24 protein-coding genes are annotated in these 20,912 nt (G+C 65.6%); 18 read left to right on the top strand and 6 right to left on the bottom strand.

Annotated elements, in window-relative coordinates; genetic code table 11:
- Positions 1 to 67 precede the first annotated feature (67 nt).
- Positions 68 to 1,210: a hypothetical protein gene (locus tag ACFR9U_RS04475; protein ID WP_247376313.1), complete on the bottom strand. Its 1,143-nt coding sequence runs from the start codon at positions 1,208 to 1,210 to the stop codon at positions 68 to 70.
- A gap of 163 nt (positions 1,211 to 1,373) precedes the next feature.
- Between ACFR9U_RS04475 and ACFR9U_RS04470 the strand changes: the two genes are divergently transcribed.
- From ACFR9U_RS04470 to ACFR9U_RS04440, 7 genes are all read left to right on the top strand, one after another.
- Positions 1,374 to 4,886, top strand: coding sequence for an LAGLIDADG family homing endonuclease (locus ACFR9U_RS04470; RefSeq protein WP_247376316.1), 3,513 nt, complete (start codon positions 1,374 to 1,376; stop codon positions 4,884 to 4,886).
- Positions 4,886 to 5,188, top strand: a complete 303-nt coding sequence (locus ACFR9U_RS04465; protein ID WP_247376318.1) for a DUF7854 family protein — start codon at positions 4,886 to 4,888, stop codon at positions 5,186 to 5,188. The genes ACFR9U_RS04470 and ACFR9U_RS04465 overlap by 1 nt, the downstream gene beginning before the upstream one ends.
- A gap of 68 nt (positions 5,189 to 5,256) precedes the next feature.
- Positions 5,257 to 5,850 carry a DUF7504 family protein gene (locus tag ACFR9U_RS04460; RefSeq protein ID WP_247376320.1) on the top strand — a complete coding sequence of 198 codons (594 nt, stop codon included), beginning with the start codon at positions 5,257 to 5,259 and terminating at the stop codon, positions 5,848 to 5,850.
- 68 nt (positions 5,851 to 5,918) lie between these two features.
- Positions 5,919 to 6,257 carry a DUF7855 family protein gene (locus ACFR9U_RS04455; protein WP_247376322.1) on the top strand — a complete coding sequence of 113 codons (339 nt, stop codon included), beginning with the start codon at positions 5,919 to 5,921 and terminating at the stop codon, positions 6,255 to 6,257.
- Complete coding sequence (locus tag ACFR9U_RS04450) at positions 6,254 to 7,069, top strand: DUF7856 family protein (RefSeq protein WP_247376325.1); 816 nt, start codon at positions 6,254 to 6,256, stop codon at positions 7,067 to 7,069. The genes ACFR9U_RS04455 and ACFR9U_RS04450 overlap by 4 nt, the downstream gene beginning before the upstream one ends.
- 30 nt (positions 7,070 to 7,099) lie before the next feature.
- Positions 7,100 to 7,948, top strand: a complete 849-nt coding sequence (locus tag ACFR9U_RS04445; protein ID WP_247376328.1) for a DUF7857 domain-containing protein — start codon at positions 7,100 to 7,102, stop codon at positions 7,946 to 7,948.
- Positions 7,945 to 8,613, top strand: coding sequence for a MinD/ParA family ATP-binding protein (locus ACFR9U_RS04440; protein WP_247376331.1), 669 nt, complete (start codon positions 7,945 to 7,947; stop codon positions 8,611 to 8,613). The genes ACFR9U_RS04445 and ACFR9U_RS04440 overlap by 4 nt, the downstream gene beginning before the upstream one ends.
- Here the strand turns inward: ACFR9U_RS04440 and ACFR9U_RS04435 are convergent.
- Together ACFR9U_RS04435 and ACFR9U_RS04430 are read right to left on the bottom strand one after the other, a co-directional pair.
- Positions 8,589 to 9,452, bottom strand: a complete 864-nt coding sequence (locus ACFR9U_RS04435; RefSeq protein WP_247376334.1) for a transcription initiation factor IIB — start codon at positions 9,450 to 9,452, stop codon at positions 8,589 to 8,591. The two genes, ACFR9U_RS04440 and ACFR9U_RS04435, sit on opposite strands and share 25 nt — an antisense overlap.
- A gap of 160 nt (positions 9,453 to 9,612) precedes the next feature.
- The gene (locus tag ACFR9U_RS04430; protein ID WP_379813847.1) at positions 9,613 to 10,383 is read right to left on the bottom strand and encodes a hypothetical protein; all 771 of its coding nucleotides are present in this window, start codon (positions 10,381 to 10,383) and stop codon (positions 9,613 to 9,615) included.
- A 119-nt stretch (positions 10,384 to 10,502) separates the two neighbouring features.
- On the opposite strand from ACFR9U_RS04430, the gene ACFR9U_RS04425 reads away from it, so the two are divergent.
- The 4 genes from ACFR9U_RS04425 (at position 10,503) to ACFR9U_RS04410 (ending at position 13,484) form a co-directional block, all read left to right on the top strand.
- Positions 10,503 to 11,012: a DUF7858 family protein gene (locus tag ACFR9U_RS04425; RefSeq protein ID WP_247376339.1), complete on the top strand. Its 510-nt coding sequence runs from the start codon at positions 10,503 to 10,505 to the stop codon at positions 11,010 to 11,012.
- A 296-nt stretch (positions 11,013 to 11,308) separates the two neighbouring features.
- Positions 11,309 to 11,764, top strand: a complete 456-nt coding sequence (locus tag ACFR9U_RS04420; protein ID WP_247376341.1) for a pyridoxamine 5'-phosphate oxidase family protein — start codon at positions 11,309 to 11,311, stop codon at positions 11,762 to 11,764.
- A gap of 50 nt (positions 11,765 to 11,814) precedes the next feature.
- Positions 11,815 to 12,765, top strand: coding sequence for an NAD(P)H-binding protein (locus tag ACFR9U_RS04415; protein ID WP_247376344.1), 951 nt, complete (start codon positions 11,815 to 11,817; stop codon positions 12,763 to 12,765).
- Complete coding sequence (locus ACFR9U_RS04410) at positions 12,762 to 13,484, top strand: DUF7530 family protein (protein ID WP_247376347.1); 723 nt, start codon at positions 12,762 to 12,764, stop codon at positions 13,482 to 13,484. Before ACFR9U_RS04415 ends, ACFR9U_RS04410 begins: the two co-directional genes overlap by 4 nt.
- Here ACFR9U_RS04410 and ACFR9U_RS04405 read toward each other — a convergent pair.
- The 3 genes from ACFR9U_RS04405 to ACFR9U_RS04395 form a co-directional block, all read right to left on the bottom strand.
- Positions 13,471 to 13,644 carry a DUF5786 family protein gene (locus tag ACFR9U_RS04405; RefSeq protein WP_247376349.1) on the bottom strand — a complete coding sequence of 58 codons (174 nt, stop codon included), beginning with the start codon at positions 13,642 to 13,644 and terminating at the stop codon, positions 13,471 to 13,473. The two genes, ACFR9U_RS04410 and ACFR9U_RS04405, sit on opposite strands and share 14 nt — an antisense overlap.
- Positions 13,645 to 13,944: 300 nt before the next feature.
- On the bottom strand, positions 13,945 to 14,232 hold the full coding sequence (locus tag ACFR9U_RS04400; protein WP_247376352.1) for a DUF5789 family protein: 288 nt from the start codon (positions 14,230 to 14,232) through the stop codon (positions 13,945 to 13,947).
- 116 nt (positions 14,233 to 14,348) lie between these two features.
- On the bottom strand, positions 14,349 to 15,251 hold the full coding sequence (locus tag ACFR9U_RS04395) for an ArsR/SmtB family transcription factor (RefSeq protein WP_247376355.1): 903 nt from the start codon (positions 15,249 to 15,251) through the stop codon (positions 14,349 to 14,351).
- 132 nt (positions 15,252 to 15,383) lie between these two features.
- Here ACFR9U_RS04395 and ACFR9U_RS04390 point away from each other — a divergent pair, with 132 nt between their 5' ends.
- From ACFR9U_RS04390 to ACFR9U_RS04360, 7 genes are all read left to right on the top strand, one after another.
- Positions 15,384 to 15,515, top strand: a complete 132-nt coding sequence (locus ACFR9U_RS04390) for a DUF7859 family protein (RefSeq protein ID WP_282594180.1) — start codon at positions 15,384 to 15,386, stop codon at positions 15,513 to 15,515.
- Between the two features lie 73 nt (positions 15,516 to 15,588).
- The gene (locus ACFR9U_RS04385; protein WP_247376358.1) at positions 15,589 to 16,692 is read left to right on the top strand and encodes an aminopeptidase; all 1,104 of its coding nucleotides are present in this window, start codon (positions 15,589 to 15,591) and stop codon (positions 16,690 to 16,692) included.
- A 203-nt stretch (positions 16,693 to 16,895) separates the two neighbouring features.
- Positions 16,896 to 17,069, top strand: coding sequence for a 50S ribosomal protein L18Ae (gene rpl18a / locus ACFR9U_RS04380; protein ID WP_247376361.1), 174 nt, complete (start codon positions 16,896 to 16,898; stop codon positions 17,067 to 17,069).
- A complete protein-coding gene (gene pfdA, locus ACFR9U_RS04375) occupies positions 17,066 to 17,536 on the top strand; it encodes a prefoldin subunit alpha (protein WP_247376364.1) in 471 nt (156 codons plus the stop codon). The genes rpl18a and pfdA overlap by 4 nt, the downstream gene beginning before the upstream one ends.
- Positions 17,537 to 17,546: 10 nt before the next feature.
- Positions 17,547 to 18,704: a signal recognition particle-docking protein FtsY gene (gene ftsY, locus ACFR9U_RS04370; protein WP_247376367.1), complete on the top strand. Its 1,158-nt coding sequence runs from the start codon at positions 17,547 to 17,549 to the stop codon at positions 18,702 to 18,704.
- A 101-nt stretch (positions 18,705 to 18,805) separates the two neighbouring features.
- Positions 18,806 to 19,222 (top strand): hypothetical protein, encoded by a 417-nt coding sequence (locus ACFR9U_RS04365; RefSeq protein ID WP_247376369.1) that lies wholly within the window; start codon positions 18,806 to 18,808, stop codon positions 19,220 to 19,222.
- 220 nt (positions 19,223 to 19,442) lie between these two features.
- The gene (locus ACFR9U_RS04360) at positions 19,443 to 20,843 is read left to right on the top strand and encodes a signal recognition particle protein Srp54 (RefSeq protein ID WP_247376371.1); all 1,401 of its coding nucleotides are present in this window, start codon (positions 19,443 to 19,445) and stop codon (positions 20,841 to 20,843) included.
- Positions 20,844 to 20,912 lie beyond the last annotated feature (69 nt).

Below are 20,912 nucleotides of genomic sequence, written 5' to 3'. Positions count from 1 at the left end.
GTCGCTGTCAGAAGTCCTGGTCGAGAGCCCACGAGTCGGGTGGACGGCGTCGGTCGACTCGCCGTCGTCAGTTCGTCCGCTCGTGGTACTCGATGATCTCGGTGACGCTATCGAGCCTGTCGACGGCGACCTGGGAGGTTTGCAACGCCGAGATGGCGTCGTCGAATCGCTCGTCGCGTGTCTCCCACTCGAACTCGTCGCCGGCGCGGGACGCCGCTTCGAGGTCAGCGGCACCGCTGGCGACGGCGTCCGCGACTCCGGTCAACTCTGTGACCGCCGATTCGACTGCAGTCGGAGCGTCGAGCGTCTCCAGCGTCTCGGTCGCTGTACCGAGGCGTTCGGACGCGGTCACGTACTGTTCCGCGGCGTCGCCGTAGCTGTCGTCGGTGAACTCCCCGTTCGCGTCCGTGAACGCTTCGAGCCCGTCGCTGATCGCGGAGATCGCGTCCGCGAGCGTCTCGAAGCCCGTCATCTCGCGGTCGAGCTGTGCGACCTTCTCGTCGTAGATAGTCGCCGAGATCGCATCGAACGACTGGACGTCGTCGCGGTCGGTCTCGGACTGGAGGGTGTTGCGGAACTCGTTTGCCGTGTCGCGGTTCGTGCGGAGCCGCCCGATCTCGCCGGGGAGAACGGCGAACGCTTCGGCGTAGAGGCGATCGAGGACGAACGTGAACTTCGAGTAGGCGGCGTTAGCGCTCGACTGATACCGAATCCCCGTCGCGAGGAAGTCCGCGACGCCGGACAGCCGGTCGACGGTCGTCTGCTGGGCCGGGCTGGTCGTGTTCGGTGCCTCCTCGAGCGCTTGCCGTGCCTTGCTGGCGTGCCGCGTGACGTCCGAGACGCTGACCTGCGTCGCTGCGGTCACGTCCACCAGCGTCGGGTCGGTCGCGTCCGCGAACGCGAGGTACGCAGCATGTGCGTCCGTGAGACGAGAGCGTGCCGTCGTGATCGCCTGAGCGACCTCTCGATCGCCCTGTGTGGGCGTGTCGGTCTCCGTCTCGGTCGGGTGGTCGCTGGTCCGTCCGTCGTCGGGGGCCGTCGTCTCGGAGCCGTCCGTCGGCACGGTTTCGCTTCCGGTCCCGTCGGGGCCGGTCGTCTCGTTGGGGCCGGCGGCGTCACTCCTGACGGTCGTTTGCGGCGGGGGAATGATTTCGGAGCAGCCGGCCGAGAACAGGGCTCCGGTGGTCGCGAGGAACGTTCGGCGGCGCATCATTTCCCAGATATATCGGGCACAGTGTTAATTCTGACTATCGGACGTATCGTGGCCGGCCGTACGAGGACGCGCCCGCTGTCAGCTCACCCCCCTTCGTTTCACTTCCAGTCCGCCTTGCGAAACTTCTTACCCGAGTGCGCACAAGCCCTGCAACACTGCAATGGCACGTGCGGAGGACACCGAGGTAATCGATCTGTTCGAGGAGTTCTACCGCAACTACTACCGCAACGAGATCGGCGACCTCGCCCAGAAATACCCGAACGAGAAAAAGTCCCTCTACGTCGACTGGCAGGAACTGTACCGGTTCGACCCGGACCTGGCGGACGACGTCCGGAACCACCCCGAACAGTTCCAGGACTACGCCGAGGAGGCGCTGCGACTGTACGACCTGCCCGTCGACGTGAAACTCGGTCAGGCACACGTCCGCATCCAGAACCTGCCCGAGGCGACCGAGATCCGCGAGATCCGCGCGGACCACCGCGGCAAACTCATCAGCGTCCAGGGGATCGTCCGGAAAGCCACCGACGTGCGCCCGAAAGTCACCACGGCCGCCTTCGAGTGCCAGCGCTGTGGCACCCTGACGCGGATTCCCCAGACCGCCGGCGACTTCCAGGAACCCCACGAGTGCCAGGGGTGTGAACGCCAGGGACCGTTCCGCATCAACTACGACCAGTCGGAGTTCGTCGACGCCCAGAAGCTCCGGGTCCAGGAGAGTCCCGAGGGCCTGCGCGGCGGGGAGACGCCCCAGAGCATCGACGTGAACATCGAAGACGACATCACCGGCGAGGTCACCGCGGGCGACCACGTCCGCGTCTCCGGCGTGCTGAAACTCGACCAGCAGGGCCAGCGCGGCGAGAAATCGCCGATGTTCGACGTCTACATGGACGGCCACTCCGTCCAGATCGAAGACGAGCAGTTCGAGGACATGAACATCACCGACGAGGACAAAAAGGAGATCATCGCCCTCTCGGAGGAAGACGACATCTACGACCAGATGATCGAGTCCATCGCGCCCTCCATCTACGGCTACGAACAGGCCAAGATGGCGATGATCCTCCAGTTGTTCTCCGGGGTCACCAAACACCTCCCCGACGGCTCTCGGATTCGTGGGGACCTGCACATGCTGCTGATCGGGGACCCTGGTACAGGGAAGTGCGTCTCGGGCGAGACGAGTGTGACGCTCGCTGACGGTACTGAAATGCCGATACAGGAACTGGTCGAGACTCATCTCGACGACCCGAAACCGATAGACGATGGCGTGTATGACCAGGTAGATTTCGAGGTTCCCTCGCTCAAGACGGACGGCTCATTTGGGCTGGAACGGGCGACCAAGGTCTGGAAACGTGAAGCTCCCGAGCGGATGTATCGGATTCGGACAGCGAGTGGTCACGAGGTCGAGGTGACGCCATCTCACCCACTGTTCGTCCAGTCTGATGGAGGGTTTGGTGCCATCAAAGCCGAGAACCTGGCAGAGGGACAGTTCATCGCGACCCCGCGTGAGCTGCCCACCGTTGGTGACGACACGCTCGATGTCGAGTACCGTCGCTCGAAATCGATGAACGCCATCCGTCTCGACCTTCCGGAGGAATGGACTCCGTGGTTCGCTCGACTACTCGGCTACATCGTTGCGGAAGGATACGTCGAACAGCGCGACGATAAGACGGGCTTCGTCTCGATTACCAACGAGGATCGGGAGGTACTCGACGATATTACCGATGCACTGGAGCGGCTCGGATTGAACTACACGGAGCGGGAGCCACACGACGGGAAAACCGCTCGCGAGATCATGTGCTCGTCCGGTGAGTTCGTCAGTTTCCTCCGGACACTCGATCCGTCACTTCTCGAGTCCTCGCGTGAGCAACGAGTTCCTGCGGAAATACTGAGCGCGAGCGATCAGACCAAAGCGGCGTTCGTCCGTGCCTTCGTTGAAGGTGAAGGCCACGTTTCGGCGAAACAGCGGGAGATTTCGGTGGCCTCGATGAGCAAAGAACTCCTCGCAGGACTTCGGAGCTTGTTGCTTTCGTTGGGGATCACCTCACAGCTCGCCGAGCGCCACAACGATAGCTACCGACTCCGGATAAGTGGATCACAGTTCGGTCGGTACGTTGAGCGAGTTGGCTTCGTGACTGACCGGAAGGCGACAGCAGCCGAGTCGTACGCCGACGTTGCCGGAAACACGAACCGTGACGTCATCCCGAACATCGGTGACGAACTTCGCCGGGTTCGCGAGGCCCTCGGGCTTACACAGGCTGACTGTGGGATCCCACGGTCGACGTACCAACACTACGAGCGTGGTGACCGGAATCCGAGCAGAGACAGTCTTCAAACTGTCGTGGAAACATTCGAAGATTGTCTCGCCCAGGCCAGCCCACCCTCAACAGTCGCGACTGACGGTGGGTCCACCACGCTACAGCGTGATGTCAATGCGCTTCGATCGCTCGCAACAGGCGCAATTCACTGGGAGAGAATTGAGGATATCGAGACGGTCGAACCGGAGGACGACTGGGTCTACGATCTGGAGATTGAGGGAACCCACAACTATCTGACGAACAACGTGGTCTCACACAACTCCCAGATGCTTCAGTATATCCGAGAGATTGCGCCACGTTCTGTCTATACGTCAGGTAAGGGTAGCAGCTCGGCGGGTTTGACCGCAGCTGCGGTTCGCGACGATTTCGGCGAAGGGCAACAGTGGACATTGGAGGCAGGAGCGCTCGTACTCGCCGACCAGGGCATCGCAGCTGTGGACGAGCTCGACAAGATGCGTCCGGAAGACCGGTCGGCCATGCACGAAGCATTAGAGCAGCAATCGATTAGTGTCAGTAAGGCTGGTATTAACGCCACACTGAAAAGTCGCTGCTCACTCCTCGGAGCAGCGAACCCGAAGTACGGTCGGTTCGACCAGTACGAGCCGATCGCCGAGCAGATCGACCTCGAGCCCGCCCTGATTTCGCGATTCGACCTCATCTTCACGGTGACGGACAAGCCCGACGAGGAGGACGACCGGAACCTCGCGGAGCACATCCTGACGACGAACTACGCCGGGGAGCTGAACACGCACCGCGAGCAGACCAGCGCGTCCGATTACACCGAAGAGGAGGTCGCGCGGGTCACGGACGAGGTCGCGCCGACCATCGACGCGGAGCTACTGCGCAAATACGTCGCCTACTCGAAGCGGAACGTGTTCCCGACGATGACCCAGGAGGCAAAGGAGACGATCCGGGAGTTCTACGTCGACCTGCGCTCGCAGGGGACCGACGAGGACGCGCCGGTCCCGGTGACGGCCCGGAAACTGGAGGCGCTGGTGCGGCTGGCAGAAGCGAGCGCCCGCATTCGGCTGGCCGACACCGTCGAGGTCGAGGACGCCGAGCGCGTGATCCAGATCGTCCGGTCGACGCTGGAATCGATCGGGATGGACCCCGAAACCGGAGAGCTCGACGCGGACGTCATCGAGACGGGGACGTCGAAATCCCAGCGGGACCGCATCAAGAACCTGAAGACGCTCATCGGCGAGATCGAAGACGAGTACGACGAGGGCGCGCCGGTCGAGCGAGTGCTAGAGCGCGCCGAAGAGGCCGGGATGGAGCGGTCGAAGGCCGAACACGAGATCGAGAAACTCAAACAGCAGGGTGAGGTGTACGAGCCGAGCCACGATCACCTGCGCACCACATAATGGACCGGATTTCCGCCCTGCGAAACGTCGAGGAGGCGCTGGCGGCTTTCGAGTCCGGCGAGGCGGATCTCGAAGCCGTCGAGCGCCAGGTTCGCGGGGTGTTGCGGACCTACGCGACCGAGTTCGAGGGCGACCTCTCGGCGTATCGGGCCAGCGGTGACGAGTCGGTCGACGGGATGGTGGTGATGGCGACCGGCCAGCAGCAGGCACGCGAGCGCGTGCGGTCGTTACTCGACGGGGACGACGCCGTCGAGTTCGAGGTCGAGTCGGTGACCGTGGCTGGCGGGAGCGACGGGGACTGAGCGGTGACACACCCGAAGGATTTTAGCGACGACAGGTCTCACTACACGACGAATCGGGGACAACCGCGATGCCAGAACTGAAAGAGCAGTTGGGGGATGCGGCGAACATCCTGTTGGGTGCGCCGTCGATGAGTCAGGGGACCGAGGGCGTCTGTGTCGACCTCCTGGCCCAGGGACCGTCGGAGGACGCGAGCGTCCTGTGGGTGTCGTTCAGGAAATCGGCCAGCCAGTGTCTCGCCGAGTGGCGCGGCGAACACGACGTCGACCCCGGCAGCTACGGGGTGATCGTCGTCGGCGACACGGCCGGGACCGAGGACGACGGCGAGGTCGAGCCGGGGGCGGTTCAGCACATCTCGAACCCGAGCGATCTCACTGGCATCGGGATCAAGGTCGGCGAGTTCGTCTCGGGGCGCTCCGGACAGATCGTCGTCTGCGTCGACTCGCTGACGGCGCTGCTCCAGTACGTCGACCTGGAGACGGCCTACGAGTTCGTCCACGCCCTGACCGGCCAACTCTACAGCGCCGGTGCCGTCTCGCACTTCCACGTCGACCCGACCGCCCACGATCGGGAGACGATCGACACGCTGCTGTCGCTGTTCGACGCCAGCGTCGACCTCAGCGACGGGGACGTGGACGTCCGGACGCGGTATCCGTTCGAATAGCCACAGCGGGCCCGTTCGTCGTAGTTTACACAGATTTTTCAGTCGTACTTTCGACAACTCTGCCAGTCGTGCTCCTGGTGGTGACGTTCTCGCGTGCAGCCCGGCGAACGCTCCGAAACGCGTGTCGCACACACGAAGACACCGTCGTCAGGAGCTTCGGTCGTGCGGCGCTGTTCGAGGACACGGAGTTCGGTGCGTTCCTCGCGCTCCGCGTGCGGGCAGCACACGGTGGCGACGTCCAGATCGAACGGACGCGGCCGCTGAACGAGTTCGCGACGGTTCCCGAATCGGTCAGGGACGCCGTCGCCGCCTACGCTGATCGCGAGCACGCCAGCACGCCCTACGCCAAGTTCGCTGTCGGCACCGACCATCCGGACCCCGAATCGATGAAAGAACGGGAGCTATGATTCTCTCCTTCGAAGGTACAATTCGTGAGGGGAGAGCGCTCGACGTTCGCGACCTCGATCTGACCGCGGCGGCGGTGGTCGCGGCCGTGCGTGGTCGGGAGTCGTCCGTCGACGTGACCGCCCCCGAACACGGCTCGGTTCACGAGCGCGTCGGGCACGTTCGACCGGGGATGGGACTTTCGACGCGGACGGCGCTGGCGGCGGCCGCCCGGTCGCGGGGGCTCTCGGCACCGCAGGACGAGCAACTCGCCGCGGTGCGCGCAGAGCTGTCGACGCTGGACTGCCCGTCTGTATCGACGCGCGCGGAACGGCGATCGGTCAGCGAGCAGGGCGCCGAGACGGAGCGATTGCGCGAGCGAGTCGCGGCGTTGCGCGGGCGCGTCCAGGCGGCACGTGAGCGGGGGGACGATACCGAGGAACTGGAAGCCGAACTCGCGGCGGCGGTCCGGGACCTCTCGGAGGCGGAAACCGAACGGGTCGCGGCCCGCGAGCGATTCGACGCCGCTCGGGACGCGGCGCGCGAGGCGCGCGACGTGCGCGAACAGCGGCTCAAACTGGCGGATCGGCGGGCGAATCTCGAACGGGCGGCTCGCGCCCATCTCGTCGAGCAGGTCGACACCGAGTACGCCGAGGCGGTCGCGGCCGTGCCGGGGCGGACGCCGACGAATCCGTACGAGGCCGACGGCGTGACGGCGGCGCTCGCGGTCGGTCGCGTCGCGGCCCTGAACGCACCGGTCGTGCTCGACTGTGACCGCTTCGATAGCCCCGAGGCCGCGGCGTCGTGGCTGGACGCACCGGTCGTCCGGCTGTAGTTTATATCAGAAGCCGGGGCCAGACGGCGTATGGTCTCGCTCGTCTGTACGACCGCCGAAACTGACGGCGTGACGCTCGTCACGGGTCGGATCGAGAACCCCGACCGACCGCGACGCGTCCGCCTGGAGAACGAACTCGACGGGCCGGTCTGGCCGCCGCGACGCCGGGGCGTGCCGGCCGCTGGCTGGACCGACGCCGGGTTCGAGTGCGTCCTGGCCGCCGACGAGACGCGCGGAGTGGGATACGCCTGTCCGGCGCCGGCCGAAGAGCCACCGCTCGTCGTCGCGGAGGCGGACCCGGTCGATCCCGACGCCGACGCGTCGGCGTTCGAACCGCGGGGACCCGTCCCGTCCGTCGAGGAAACGCCGGCAGGCGTCGTCCGTGCGCTCGGCTCGCCCCGGCCACCGCGCGATGCCGTCCCGGTTCCGGACGCGACCGCCGAAAGAGATGGCCCGGTCGCGGAAACGATGGAGGCGACCCAGGACGATCCGCCGGAGACACCACCGTCTGCCGGGTCGGCTACTCCTGCCGACCGTTCGCCCGAGCAGTCGACGGCACGGTCGGAGTCCGAAACACCACCTGGCACGGCGGACGGTGGGGGACACTCGGTGGAGACACGCGTCGAGGCGGTCGAGGCATGGTTCGCCGGCGTCGAGGCACGCCTCGATCTCGCCGCGGAGTTGTCCGGGACGACGCGGTTACCGGTGGTCGCCGACGCGCTCGACCGTGCCGGCGGTGTCGCTGGCGTCCGCGACGTCGACGCGCAACTCGACGAGGACGCCGAGGCGCTGCGCCGGGTGGCCGAGCGGGCGCGGACGCTCGCCGATCGTGCGGAGTCGGCGACGATCCCCCTCGCGGAACTCGACCGGCTCCGATGATCGTCGCTGTCATCGGCGGGAAAGGCGGCGTCGGCAAGACGACGGTCGCGTACAATCTGGCGGCGGCGCTAGAGGCCGTGGTCGTCGACGCCGATCTCGGGATGGCCGACCTGCCGTCGGCACACGGCCCCGATCTCCACGACGTGCTCGCTGGTCGTGCGAGCCCCATCGAGGCAGTCCGCGAGGAGACGCCGGTCGCACTGCTGCCCTGTGGGCGAACGCTGGCCGGGGCACGAGCGACGGATCCGCGGAAACTCGTCGCCGCCATCGAGGCCGTCGCGGCGGAGTACGGACGCGTCGTCGTCGACTGCCCGGCGGGCATGGGCGGTGACGTCGGGCTGGCGCTTCACGCGGCCGACGCCTGTGTGCTGGTGACGGCACCGACCGAGGCCGCCCTCTCGGACGCAGTCCGTGCACGTGCCCTCGCGCGCGAACTCGACGCTGGCCTCGTCGGTATCGTGTTGAACCGCGCCGATGGCTCCGTCTCTCGGGATCTCGTGGCGCGCGAACTCGGTGCGCCGGTGACGCCGATTCCGCCGTCGCAGTCGCTCGAACGGGCACAGCGTGACGGCGTGCCGGTGACGCAGGTGGCACCGGAGAGTACGGTCGCAGAACGACTCCGTTCCGTCGCGAACGCGGTTCAGTCCTCGCTCAACTCCTTGTAGGTCGCCCGGAGGGTGACCGGCGTGACGTCGGCGACCTCAGCGGTGGCGGTCTGGGTGAGATCGTGGCCGGCTTCGACGGCCGCCGCGTACAGACAGCCGGCCGCGACCCCCGAGGGGTTGCGGCCGGAGACGATGTTTCGCTCTTTGCTCTCGGCGACGAGTTCCTGTGCGCGCCGCTCGACGGCCTGCGGGAGGTCGAGCTGACTGGCGAATCGCGGGAGGTACTCCGCCGGATCGATGGGACCGGTCGGGAGGCCGAGTTCCCGGTTCAGGGCGTCGTAGGCTGCCGTGAGTTCCGCCTCGCTCGCGCGAGCGACCGCGCTGACTTCGTCGAGCGTGCGGGAGATCGACGCCGTCCGACAGGTCGCGTACACGGCCGCGGCGGCGAACCCTTCGAGCGAGCGACCGCGCAACAGGTCCTCCGACTGGGCCGACTCGAACAGGACGCACGCCCGGTCGCGGACGTGGTCGGTGAGGTCGAGTCGGCTGACCAGCCGGTGGATCTCGCCGAAGGCGTACACCTGATTGCGCTCGCGCTTCGAGGAGATCTGCGCGCGGTTGTGCTGGCGCCGCATTCTGGCGACCTGCCGACGTTTGCGGCCTTTCAGTCGGGTCTTCCTGCCGATCTCCGTCGAGAGGCCGCGGTCGTGGCGGCTCCGCGTCAGCGGCGCCCCCGTCCGCTCGCGGTTCGTCTCGTCGTCTTCGAACGAGCGCCACTCCGGCCCGCGGTCGATGCTATCTTCGGCGACGACCAGCCCGCAGCTGGCGCACACTGTCTCGTTGTCCCCTTCCCGGAGCTGTCCCTCGCATTCGGGACAGCACTGCAACGATGTACTCATTCTACATTCGAACGTTCGCTCCGTTTGGCATTTAAAGAAACGACGCAGCCCGGGGGTTCGACGCGCTTTCGCGAGCAGAAGGCACCGGTAACCGGTACCTTCCGGTGGCCGGCGATTCGGTCGCGGTGGCTGTGGCAGTCAGCGCCGTGCCGGCGAACACTCAGTGTCGCATGGGTTCGTCCTCGGCGAGGACGCCGAGCGTGTCGCCGACGGACCTGAACTCCTGGGCGACGCGCTGGTACGCCGGGTCGCTGTCGAAGGTGAGCGTCGTGGGTCGCGACGGCCGGAACTGGGCGGCCAGGCGGCTGAGAAAGCCCTGCTCCGTCGCGTCCCAGGCGAGATAGATCCGGTGGCGATCGCGGTCGAAGCTCACCGACGCCAGGTTCGAGAGGTCGAACGCGGCGTCGTCGACAGTGACGGCCGGTGGGTGGAGCGCGTACTCGCGGCCGTCCTGCCGCCACTGCACGATCTGTGTCGTCTGGAGCAGGCCGGCCGGATAGTCGCTGATTTCCGGGCGAACGTCCGCGGCGGCACCGTCCGTCGCCCTGTCGTCGAGTTCGACCAGTCGCTCGTCCGGTCGGTACACCAGGACGGGCGTCTCGTCGCGACGGAGCACGATCCGCTCGATGGCGGCGATCTCATCGAAGGTGCGGACGTCGAGCAACTGGGCGAGCGGCGCTGCGTCCTCGGGGAGCGATCCGCGGTACTGCCCGTCGGTGACGAGGGAAAACGCCTCGCCGACGTCGGCCAGCGAGCCGAGCGAGACGCCGGCGATGCGGTCAGCGTCGAGAAACACGTCCACGGCCGTGGCGTGGTCGAGGGCCGCCAGAACGGCAGTGTGACAACTCACGAGCGCGTCGCGCTCGGGGTCGTCGAGCGCCCCCAGGACGAGGACGTGCGTCGGGTCGATGCGAGTTGCGTGGTCGGCCACGGGTGAGTGCTCGTGGGGCGACCGCTTGAGGCCACCGACTGCGACGTCGACTGTGCCTCGGACTGGCACAACTGTCCCGAACACGAATACTTTTCAATCAGATGGCATCACTGCCGACTATGGGGTTGTCGGACATCGCGGCGGGGATCGAGGTCACTGCCGAGCAGCGCGACCGCGGCGTGGCGACGGTCGACGAGACGGCGTCGTCGCTGGCCGAGCGACTCGCCGACCACGCCGATGCACTGCCCTGTGCCGTCGGCGAGGCGGCGACCGTCGTCGAGGTCTACGCCGAGGGCCGCGCGATCGGCACGGCGGCTCGCGTGGCCGGGATCGCGCCGATGACGGCCGCGAAGACCCTGCATCTCCTGGGCGAGCAGGTCACGCCGCTCGGGCCGACGGCCCGGGACGTCCTCTGCGACTGGTTGCACGGCGAACTCGCTCGCACCGACGCGCTGGAACTGACCGGGGCGACTGAACGGGAGTTCGCGCTCGCCGCGTACGTCGAAACACACGACCCGATCCCGGAGGCGCGCGAGGCCGTCGCCGAAACGTTGTCGTCGGGGCTCGGCGGGGACGGGGACCCACTGGCCGAGACGATGAGCGATGTTGGCGATCTCCGCGAGTTGTAGCTGAGCGGTTCGTCGCCACCATCGCGAGTGAGCGGTGTTTCCGACCTCGGGGAGTTGTAGACGGGCGGTTCGTCGCCACCATCGCGAGTGAGCGATGTTGGCGATCTCCGCGAGTTGTAGCCGAGCGGTTCGTCGCCACCATCGCGAGTGAGCGATGTTGGCGACCTCGGGGAGTTGGAGACGAGCGGGTCTGCGTCACCAGCGCGATGGGGGCTCGACACGCCCGAACTTCGGCCGAACCCGTCGATACCCGTGCCCACCGTGCCTTTTTACGCCAGAACGCCGAACTATCAGGTATGGCAAACACTCGCACGGTAGAACTCGACGAGGGCGAACGCACCGAGTTCCTGGGAACCGGTGGGACGGGGGTCCTCTCGTTTGCGACGGGGAGCGATCAGCCGCCGTACTCGCTGCCCGTGTCGTACGGCTACGACGAGACTGACGGGACGTTCTACTTCCGGCTCGGGTTCGTCGCCGACAGCCGGAAGGCCGACGTCGTCGACGAGGGACGCCGCGTCTCGTTCGTCACGTACGACGAGAGCGACAACCGGTGGCAGAGCGTCATCGCGACGGGGGACCTCGAGGAGGTGACGGAGTCGGCGATCAACTCGGACGCCATGCAGGGGCTCAAGCGCGTCGAAATCCCGATGGTCGACCTCTTCGAGCGGGAAACCGAGGACGTGACGTTCCGCTTTTTCCGACTGGCAGCCGAGGACGTCTCCGGGCGAAAGGAAGCACGGTCCGACCGCTGAGGACCGCGACCTGCTTGACGCTTAAGCCACGTCGGCACTTGTGAGGGTATATGCGAGTGCTGGTCACGGGCGCGACGGGATTCGTCGGGGGTCGGCTCGTTCCCGAACTGCTGGCTGCGGGCCACGAGGTGCGCGTCCTCGTTCGGGACCGAACCGGGTACGATGGTCCCGAGGCAGTCGAGGTGTTCGAGGGCGACCTGCTGAAATCGGGGAGTTTCGACGCTGCCCTCGCCGACGTCGAGGCGGCGTACTATCTCGTCCACTCGATGCGAGCGGGCGGTGATTACGCCGAGCGCGACCGGGTGGCGGCCCGAAACTTCGTCGACGCTGCGGACGCGGCGGGCGTCTCGCGAGTGGTGTACCTCGGCGGACTCGGCGAGGAGCGCGACCGCCTCTCCGAACATCTGCAGTCGCGGCGCGAGGTCGAACACGTTCTCGAATCCGGTGGGTCCGAACTGACGAGTCTGCGGGCGGCCATCATCATCGGTCGGGGGAGTGCCAGCTTCGAGATGGTGCGCCAGTTGGCCGTGCGACTCCCGGTGATGGTGACGCCACGGTGGGTCGACACGGCCTGTCAGCCCATCGCGATCGACGACGTGATCACATATCTCGTCGGGGTCCTGGACGAACCCGCGACGGCAGGACGGACCTTCGAGATCGGCGGGCCGACGGTCCTGACCTACCGGGAACTGATGGCGCGGACGGCCGAAGTGGTCACTGGCCGCCGACCGTTCATTCTCCCGGTGCCAGTGTTGACGCCGAAGCTCTCTGCCTACTGGGTGAACCTCGTGACGGACGTGCCGAAGGCGGTCGCGTATCCGCTCATTCTCGGGCTGAAGAACGCGGTCGTCGTCCGCGACGACAGCATCCGCGAGCACCTCCCCATCGAACTGACGCCGTTCGAGACTGCCGTCGCACGCGCGGTCGAGGACGCTGACTCGGCGGCTGGCGACGAAGCTGCTGTCGCCGAGCCGGCGACGGGGACGGGTGACGACGGGTGACCGACCCCGACTACGGCGAAACCTGGGCCTACGAGAGCATCATCGGCGCACTCCCGGGCATTGACGTGTCCACGCGGCTGGCGGTGCTCATCCAGTTCGTCGTCTTCGAGGCCGCAGTGTTGGTGTTCGCAGCGGTCTACGACCTCTGGTCGGCAGTCCCGGCCGCCACGGCAGCGGTGGTCGTCGCGACCGCGGGGAGTATCGAGATGGTGCGGATCGGGCGGGTCGCCCGCCGGGCGGCGGTCCCGGACGCGTACCGGCGCCTGCTCTTCGGGTCGAGCATCGAGGTGGTGCTGACGGTGTTGGCGTTCGTGGCGCTGATCACGCATCTGTTCGTGTTCGCGCCGCGGTACGCCGAGGTCGCGCCGCTCACTCGACTGTTCGGCCCGGACCCGCCAGTCGTCGTCGTGTATCTCACGCTGCTCGTGCTCTGGGACCTGTGTTACCGGATCGGGACGGGCTGGTGGGCGAGCGTCGTGGCGCTCTGGCGGACCGCCCGCTACGAGTGCGATCCCGAGACGGCGGCGACGCTCCAGCGGGCCGATCTGGAGACCATGGGGTTCGGGCTCTTGCAGCTCGTGCTCGTTCCGTTCCTCGTCGACTTTCCGGTCCTGGCGGTCGCGGTTCTGGGGCACGTCCTGGCCGTCACGCTGGTAACCGGCACGTCGGTCGTCTTGCTGCGGCGACAGACGGCGTCAGAAACAGCTACTCCGATTTGATCTGCTCGAACTGATCCAGCAACTCCTCTGCGGATTCGCCGCTGTCGTACTCGATGGACCCCTGGTAGTTCGTTCGCTCGTCGTCGAAGTCGGCGTCCACCTCGCTGTTCTTGCGTTCACGCCGCTCGTGTTCTTCTTCGTCGTAGGCTCCCATCGACATTGGTACTCACACTCATACTAATCAGTAGCTACGTATGAATCTAACGGCGCGGCTACATTCGGCTATTTATATCTATTGGCCGAAACCGTGCTGCAGCGTCCTGGTACAGGGTGGCCGTGAGAACGACCACCGCGATTGTGGTCGTAATAAACCCCGTCAGTCGAGCGGGACGGTGTCGGTCCGGTTCCAGGTGGTTTCGTCGACCTCCGGCTCGCTCGTCGGTCCCGTGCTCGTGACGGGCAGCTGGTCGGTTTCGACCGGACGTGATGGTAGTGGTCCCCGCTTCCCACCGGACGCGGTTCAGAAGGAGATCTGCTCGTGGCCGTCCTCGCCGATGCAGGACGGATCGCGGTCGCTGTACCCCTTTCGGCCGATGGCGTTGTTGCTCATGGCACTCATCGCGGCCAGTCGGAGATCCTCGTGGTGCTCGAACGTCTCCGAGTCCAGGCGGCTCAGCACGGTTTCGAGCGTCTCGTTGCCGTTCGGCAGCTCCAGTTCGAGGTCGCCGTACTCCTCGATGACTTCCTCGGTCGTCGCCGGATAGCTGTGGGCACCCATCGTCTCGTCCAGGTCACTCAGTAGTCGCATACGTCACGGTCGTTCAGGATTGTTCATAAACGTTTTCTATCGATTCTATCGATGCGATTCATTCTCCCTAGTGTCATTAAGGTCCGCGATCCGAGACCCGCCGAGCCGGCGACGCGTCAGTTGGTGACGTACCAGACGCCCGCGACGACCGCCAGTGCGGTGACGCCGCCGAGGAAAAACAGGACGCCCGGCTGGAGCGACGTGGCGGCGGCCGCGACGTCGTGACCCCCCGAACCAGCGGCGTCCGTGGCGTTCTGGACGGTCGCGTTGACGGTCTCCGTCGCCGTCCGGGTCGCTTCGCCCGTCGTGCCCTTGTCCACGGGGGTGTCCCTCGCTATGTCGACGGTTTTGGTGGCCGCGTCGGCGGCCTCTTCGGTGACCTGGTCCGTGCCGTCGGTCGTCGAGGGCTCGCTGGCGATCTGGATGCCGGTGTCTCCGGTTTCGTTCCCACCGGCACCGCCCGCCGGCGTCGGCGTCGCAGTTTCGTTCCCGCTCGTCGGGGCGGGCGCGGGGGCGGGCGCGCCACCGCCGCCACCGGCGGATTCGGTGCCACCGCTGCCGCTGCCGAAGAGGTTCGTGAGGCCGCCGCCGAACACCTCCTGGATGACGACGCTCGCCAGCGCGATGATCCCGAGGCTGCCGAGGAACCGAGAGAGGGCGGCGCGCAGGCCGGTCGACTGCTCTTCGGCGCCGGCGAAGATGACCAGCGGCTGATCGGCGGGCGCGTAGACGTTCATCTCGCGGCCCTTCTCGGAGTAGATCTGGTCGATCACCTCGATCGCGCCGGCGTCTTCGAGTTTGTTCAGGTGGTACTGGACGTTCTGGAGGGACGTGTCGACGCGGTCGGAGAGTTCCGCGGGCGGTGCGGGATCGTCGTGGAGTTCCGACAACACCTTGCGGGCGGTGTCGGACGTGAGCGCCGAAAGGACCTCGTCGGCGTCCTCGGAGTTGACGTCGATGACGCGTGGCTCGGTCTCGTCGACCGCCGACGTGTCCGGCTCGGAGGGCAGGAGCGACATCGTTGACCCGTTTGCTGTCATCAGGCATCAACTTTGTTCCTGACTCCTCCCACGTAGGTACCATCCCAGTCGACGGATACTGTGTCACTGGACCCCGAAACGTCTTTGCCGTCGGGCCAGCAACCTGGTCGCATGGTGGACCCGATCCTGGTGGGGATGGTGGCGATCATGCTCGCGTTCGTCTTCGCCGTCTATCTGTTCCTCCGGCGGATCGTGACCGGCTTCAAGCAAGGCGTCGAGAAGGGACGCAACGATCGCCGCTGACCGGCGGCAGTCGTCCGGGCGAGCACTTGACGTATCCGAAAACTGTTTTCGCACACCGACCGACGGGAGCAACATGGATCCACGTATCCGCGAGCACGCGCAGGTGCTCGCCGACGCGATCGACCTCGACACCGGTGACAACCTCATCATCAAGTCCGAGCCGGCGGCCGACGATCTCGTCGTCGCGCTGTACGAACTCGCCGGCGATCGCGGCGCCAACCCGCTCGCCATCCGCACGAACCGGAGCGGACGCGCCATCCGGGGCTACCTCCGCGCGGCCGACGGGGCCGGCGTCGAGTTCGAGACGCCCGCCCACGAGCAGGCGCTGGTCGACGCCGCCGACTGTCACGTCGTCATCCGCGCCAACGAGAACGTCACCGAGACCTCGGACGTCGACACCGAGGTCAACTCCGACTACGACAAGGCCCACAGCCCCATCCTCGACGAGCGACTCTCGGACCGCTGGACGCTCACCCAGCACCCGACGCCCGCGAACGCCCAACTCGCCGAAATGAGCACGGAAGCCTACGAGAACTTCGTTTACGACGCCGTCCTCAAGGACTGGGACGAGCAGGAGGCGTTCCAGGAGCACATGGTCGACATCCTCAACGACGGCGAGGAGGTCCGCATCGTCTCCGGCAACACGACGGACGTCACCATGTCCATCGCGGGCAACGTCGCGCTCAACGACACGAACACCCACAACATCCCTGGCGGCGAGGTGTTCACCGCGCCGATCCCGGACTCCGTCGAGGGGGAGGTCCTGTTCGACAAGCCCGTGTACCAGAACGGCAAGGAGGTCAACGACGCCCATCTCGTGTTCGAGGACGGTGAGGTCGTCGACCACGACGCCTCGAAGAACGAGGAGGTCCTGACGTCGATCCTCGAAACCGATTCCGGGGCGCGTCGCCTGGGCGAACTCGGCATCGGGATGAACCGCGACATCGACCAGTTCACCTACAACATGCTGTTCGACGAGAAGATGGGCGACACCGTCCACATGGCCGTCGGGCGAGCTTATGAGGCCAACGTCGGCGAGGACAACGAGCAGAACCAGAGCGCCCAGCACGTCGACATGATCGTGGACATGAGCGAGGACTCACGGATCGAAGTGGACGGGGAGGTCGTCCAGCGCAACGGCGTGTTCCGGTTCGAAGACGGATTCGAGGACGCGTAGGAACCGGCCGCGAACGAAGTGAGCGGTCGGCTTTTTCATCGACGTTTTTCGTCCCGTTGGCTCTCCCGCCGGGTAACTCCCGTCGTCAGTGTTCCGAACCGCCTTTTTCGCGCTCGTTGCCACGTCTGCGGCCGGACAGCGTCGCGGTGGGCCAAAAATCCAGATGGGCAAGGTTCTTCCCCGTCGGAACCGCACCCATGGACATGACCGAGTTTACCGTTAGTGGTCGCTGGCAAGCCCGCGATGGCTGGGAGTCGTTCGAGAAAGAGATTCAGGCGGAGAACGAGGACGTCGCGACGGAGCGAACCTACACCGAGTTCGGGTCGAAGCACGGCCTGAAGCGTACGCAGGTGGAGATCGAGGAGGTCGCACAATGAGCCTGGGTGGCGGCGGCGGCGGTCAGCTCCAGCAGCTCGCCGAGGAGATTCAGGCACTCGAAGAGGAGATCGAGACGCTCGAAGCGGAGATCGAGGACCTCCAGGACGAGAAGCTCGAAGTCGACGAGGCGATCGAAGCGATCGAGACCCTCGACACGGGCGAGACCGTTCAGGTTCCCCTCGGTGGCGGCGCGTACCTCCGCGCGGAGATTCAGGACATCGACGAGGTCATCGTCAGCCTGGGCGGCGGCTACGCGGCCGAGCGCGACCAGGACGACGCGACCGTGACGCTCGAGAACAAGAAAGACACGCTGGACGACCGCATCGAGGACATTCGCTCCGAGATCGCCGAGATCGAGTCCGAGAGCGAACAGCTCGAACAGAAGGCCCAGCAGATGCAGCAACAGCAGATGCAACAGCAGATGGCCCAGATGCAACAGCAGCAGGACGAAGGCGACGACGAGTAAGTAAGGCCACATGTTCGACGGACTGAAAGACAAGCTCAGTAACTTCAAGAAGAGCGTCGAGGAGGAAGCCGAGGCCGACGAGGCCGACCTCGACGAGGCGGCCGAAGAGCCGGTGGATGCCGAGGCGGAAGCCGAACCCGCTGAACCCGAAGTGGCCGAGTCCGAACCAGAGCCTGAACCGGCGGCCGAACCGGAGCCGGAGGCCGATGCGGCCCCGACCGCCGATGAGGAGTCGTCCGAAGCGGACGACGCCGAGGACAGCGGTGGGTCGAGTCGTGGCATGCTAGAGCGGGCGAAACTGGCCGCGACTGGGAAGACCGTCATCGAGGAAGAAGACCTCGAAGAGCCGCTGGACGAACTCGAACTCGCGCTGTTGTCTTCGGACGTCGAGATGAACGTCGCCCAGAACATTCTGGAGGGCATCCGCGAGAACCTCATCGGCGAGACCCGCGCGCAGGTGAAGACGACGGGGCACGTCGTCGAGGAGGCACTCCACGACGCGCTCGTGGACGTCATCAGCGTCGGCCAGTTCGACTTCGACGAGCACATCGCGGCGGCGGACAAGCCCGTCACCATCATCTTCACCGGCGTCAACGGCGTCGGGAAGACGACGACGATCGCGAAGCTCTCACAGTACTTCGAGGACCGCGGCTTCTCGACGGTGCTGGCCAACGGTGACACGTACCGCGCCGGCGCGAACGAGCAACTCCAACAGCACGCGGAGAACCTCGATCGGAAGATCATCTCCCACGAACAGGGCTCGGACCCGGCAGCCGTCATCTACGACGGCGTCGAGTACGCCCAGGCGAACGATATCGACATCGTGCTCGGTGACACTGCCGGACGACTCCACACGAGCAACGACCTGATGGACCAGCTGGAGAAGATCGACCGCGTCATCGATCCGGACATGACGCTGTTCGTCGACGAGGCCGTTGCCGGCCAGGACGCCGTCAATCGCGCCCGCGAGTTCAACGACGCCGCGGAGATCGACGGGGCCGTCCTGACGAAGGCCGACGCCGATCCGCAGGGCGGCGCTGCGATCTCGATCGCGCAGGTCACCGGGAAGCCGATCCTCTTCCTCGGCACCGGACAGGACTACGACGACCTCGAACCGTTCGACCCCGAGGTCATCGTCGACCGCCTACTCGGCTTCGAGGAAGAGTAGGCGCTCGACGGCTGTTCTGCTCATTAGGCGTGCATACTGATCGTACTTGGAGGCATGTGGTGCAGGAAACAGTTAATCAGATAGGATAACTACTCGATCACGTGGACACACAGCCACTCCGCAGGTTTTTCTTAGGCCAGCCAACGCAACGACGGTCGTTGTACTTTCTTAGCGCTGTGGCCTTCACACTCGCTATATGGCTGCTTGGACACACGGTTTTCCCGTCTTCGTGGTTTCCATATAACGTCTGGAAGGCCGCGATCATCGGGAGTGTCATCGGCATCCTCGCTGGGTGGAACAACCAAGGGCTTGTAAGCGGATCTCTCGGGACTGGATTATACGTCGTCGTCATCTGGCAGAGCTTCTATGTCCTCTCCACTAGTAGGGACTACTCGCTTTTCACTCACTTCCCTCGAAAGATTATGGTGTTGGGCACAATGACCGCTGTGCTAAGCATTCCGAGCTATTTCGTCGGCATTGGATTCCGCATCTTGGGGGCCAGATTTGACCCTTCGTAACGGGCACAGTCGATGAATAGATACACTGGACTGACCGCCAGCATCCGCGCGACCGAAGGGAGCGCGGTTCACCGACGGCGAACGAAGTGAGCCGTCGGCCTTTTTCACCCATGTTTTTGCCGCGAGTGGTGCCCGCAGCGAAGCGAGGACACCCGAGCGGGAAAAAGATGGACTGGAAAAAGTCTTTACCTGCTGAGGGACCTACTACTGGTAACTAACTATGGTACTCGACAATTTGGGGAGTTCGCTCCGGGGGACGCTGAACGACCTCCGTGGGAAGTCCCGCATCAGCGAAGACGACATCGACAACGTCGTCAAGGAGATTCAGCGCTCGCTGCTCCAGGCCGACGTCGACACCAGCCTGGTGATGGACCTGTCAGACTCCATCAAGACGCGGGCGCTGGAAGAGGAACCGCCGAGCAGCACGTCCGCCCGCGACTGGGTGCTGCGCGTCGTCTACGAGGAGATGGTCGACCTCATCGGCGAGTCGACCGAACTCCCCCTCGAACCCCAGACCATCATGCTCGCCGGCCTGTACGGGTCGGGGAAGACGACCACCGCCGCCAAGATGGCCTGGTGGTTCTCGAAGAAAGGGCTGCGCCCGGCGGTCATCCAGACCGACACGGACCGTCCCGGTGCGTACGACCAGTCCAAGCAGATGGCCGAGAACGCCGAGGTGGACTTCTACGGTGATCCCGACGAGAACGACCCCGTCACCATCGCCGAAGAGGGGCTCGAGGCGACCGCCGACGCCGACATCCGCATCGTGGACACCGCGGGGCGGGACGGCCTGAACCAGGAACTCATCGACCAGATCGAGCGCATCGACGACGCCGTCAACCCCGACCGGAACCTGCTCGTCATCGACGCCGCGATGGGGCAGTCCGCGAAGGAACAGGCCCAGGAGTTCGAGGAGTCCATCGGGATCGACGGCGTCGCCATCACGAAGCTCGACGGGACGGCGAAAGGTGGCGGTGCGCTCGCCGCCGTCAACGAGACGGACTCGTCGATCGCCTTCCTCGGGACCGGTGAGACCGTCCAGGACATCGAGCGGTTCGAGCCCTCGGGCTTCATCTCCCGCCTGCTCGGGATGGGCGACCTCAAACAGCTCACCGAGCGCGTCGAGCGCGCGATGGAGGAAACCCAGGCCGAAGACGAGGACTGGGACCCCGAGAACATGCTGGAGGGCGAGTTCACCCTCAAGGACATGCGCCATCAGATGTCCGCGATGGACAAGATGGGGCCGCTCGACCAGGTGATGGACATGATCCCCGGTATGGGCGGCGGACTGATGGACCAGCTCCCGGACGACGCCATGGACGTCACCAAAGACCGCATGCGCGAGTTCGAGGTCATCATGGACTCGATGACCGAGAAGGAACTTGAACAGCCCCGCTCGATCGGCGCGAGCCAGGTCAAACGGATCGCCCACGGCTCGGGCACCTCCGAGGAGCGCGTCCAGGAACTGCTCGAACAGCACAAGATGATGTCGAAGACGCTCAACCAGTTCCAGGGCATGGGCGACGCCGACATGGAACGGATGATGAAACAGATGGGCGGCCAGGGCGGCGGCGGTATGGGCGGCATGGGCGGCGGCCCCGGCGGTCCCGGTCCCTTCTAAACCACTTTTTTACGTCGACGGGTTTCCTCACGCGCCTCCGGCGCATTGCGGGAACCCGCCTCGTAAAAA

This window comes from Halorientalis brevis (genome assembly GCF_042678165.1).
Classification (GTDB): Archaea; Halobacteriota; Halobacteria; order Halobacteriales; family Haloarculaceae; genus Halorientalis; species Halorientalis brevis.
The sequence above is the reverse complement of the archived record's forward strand: the minus strand, read 5'-3'. Positions and strand labels throughout refer to the sequence as shown.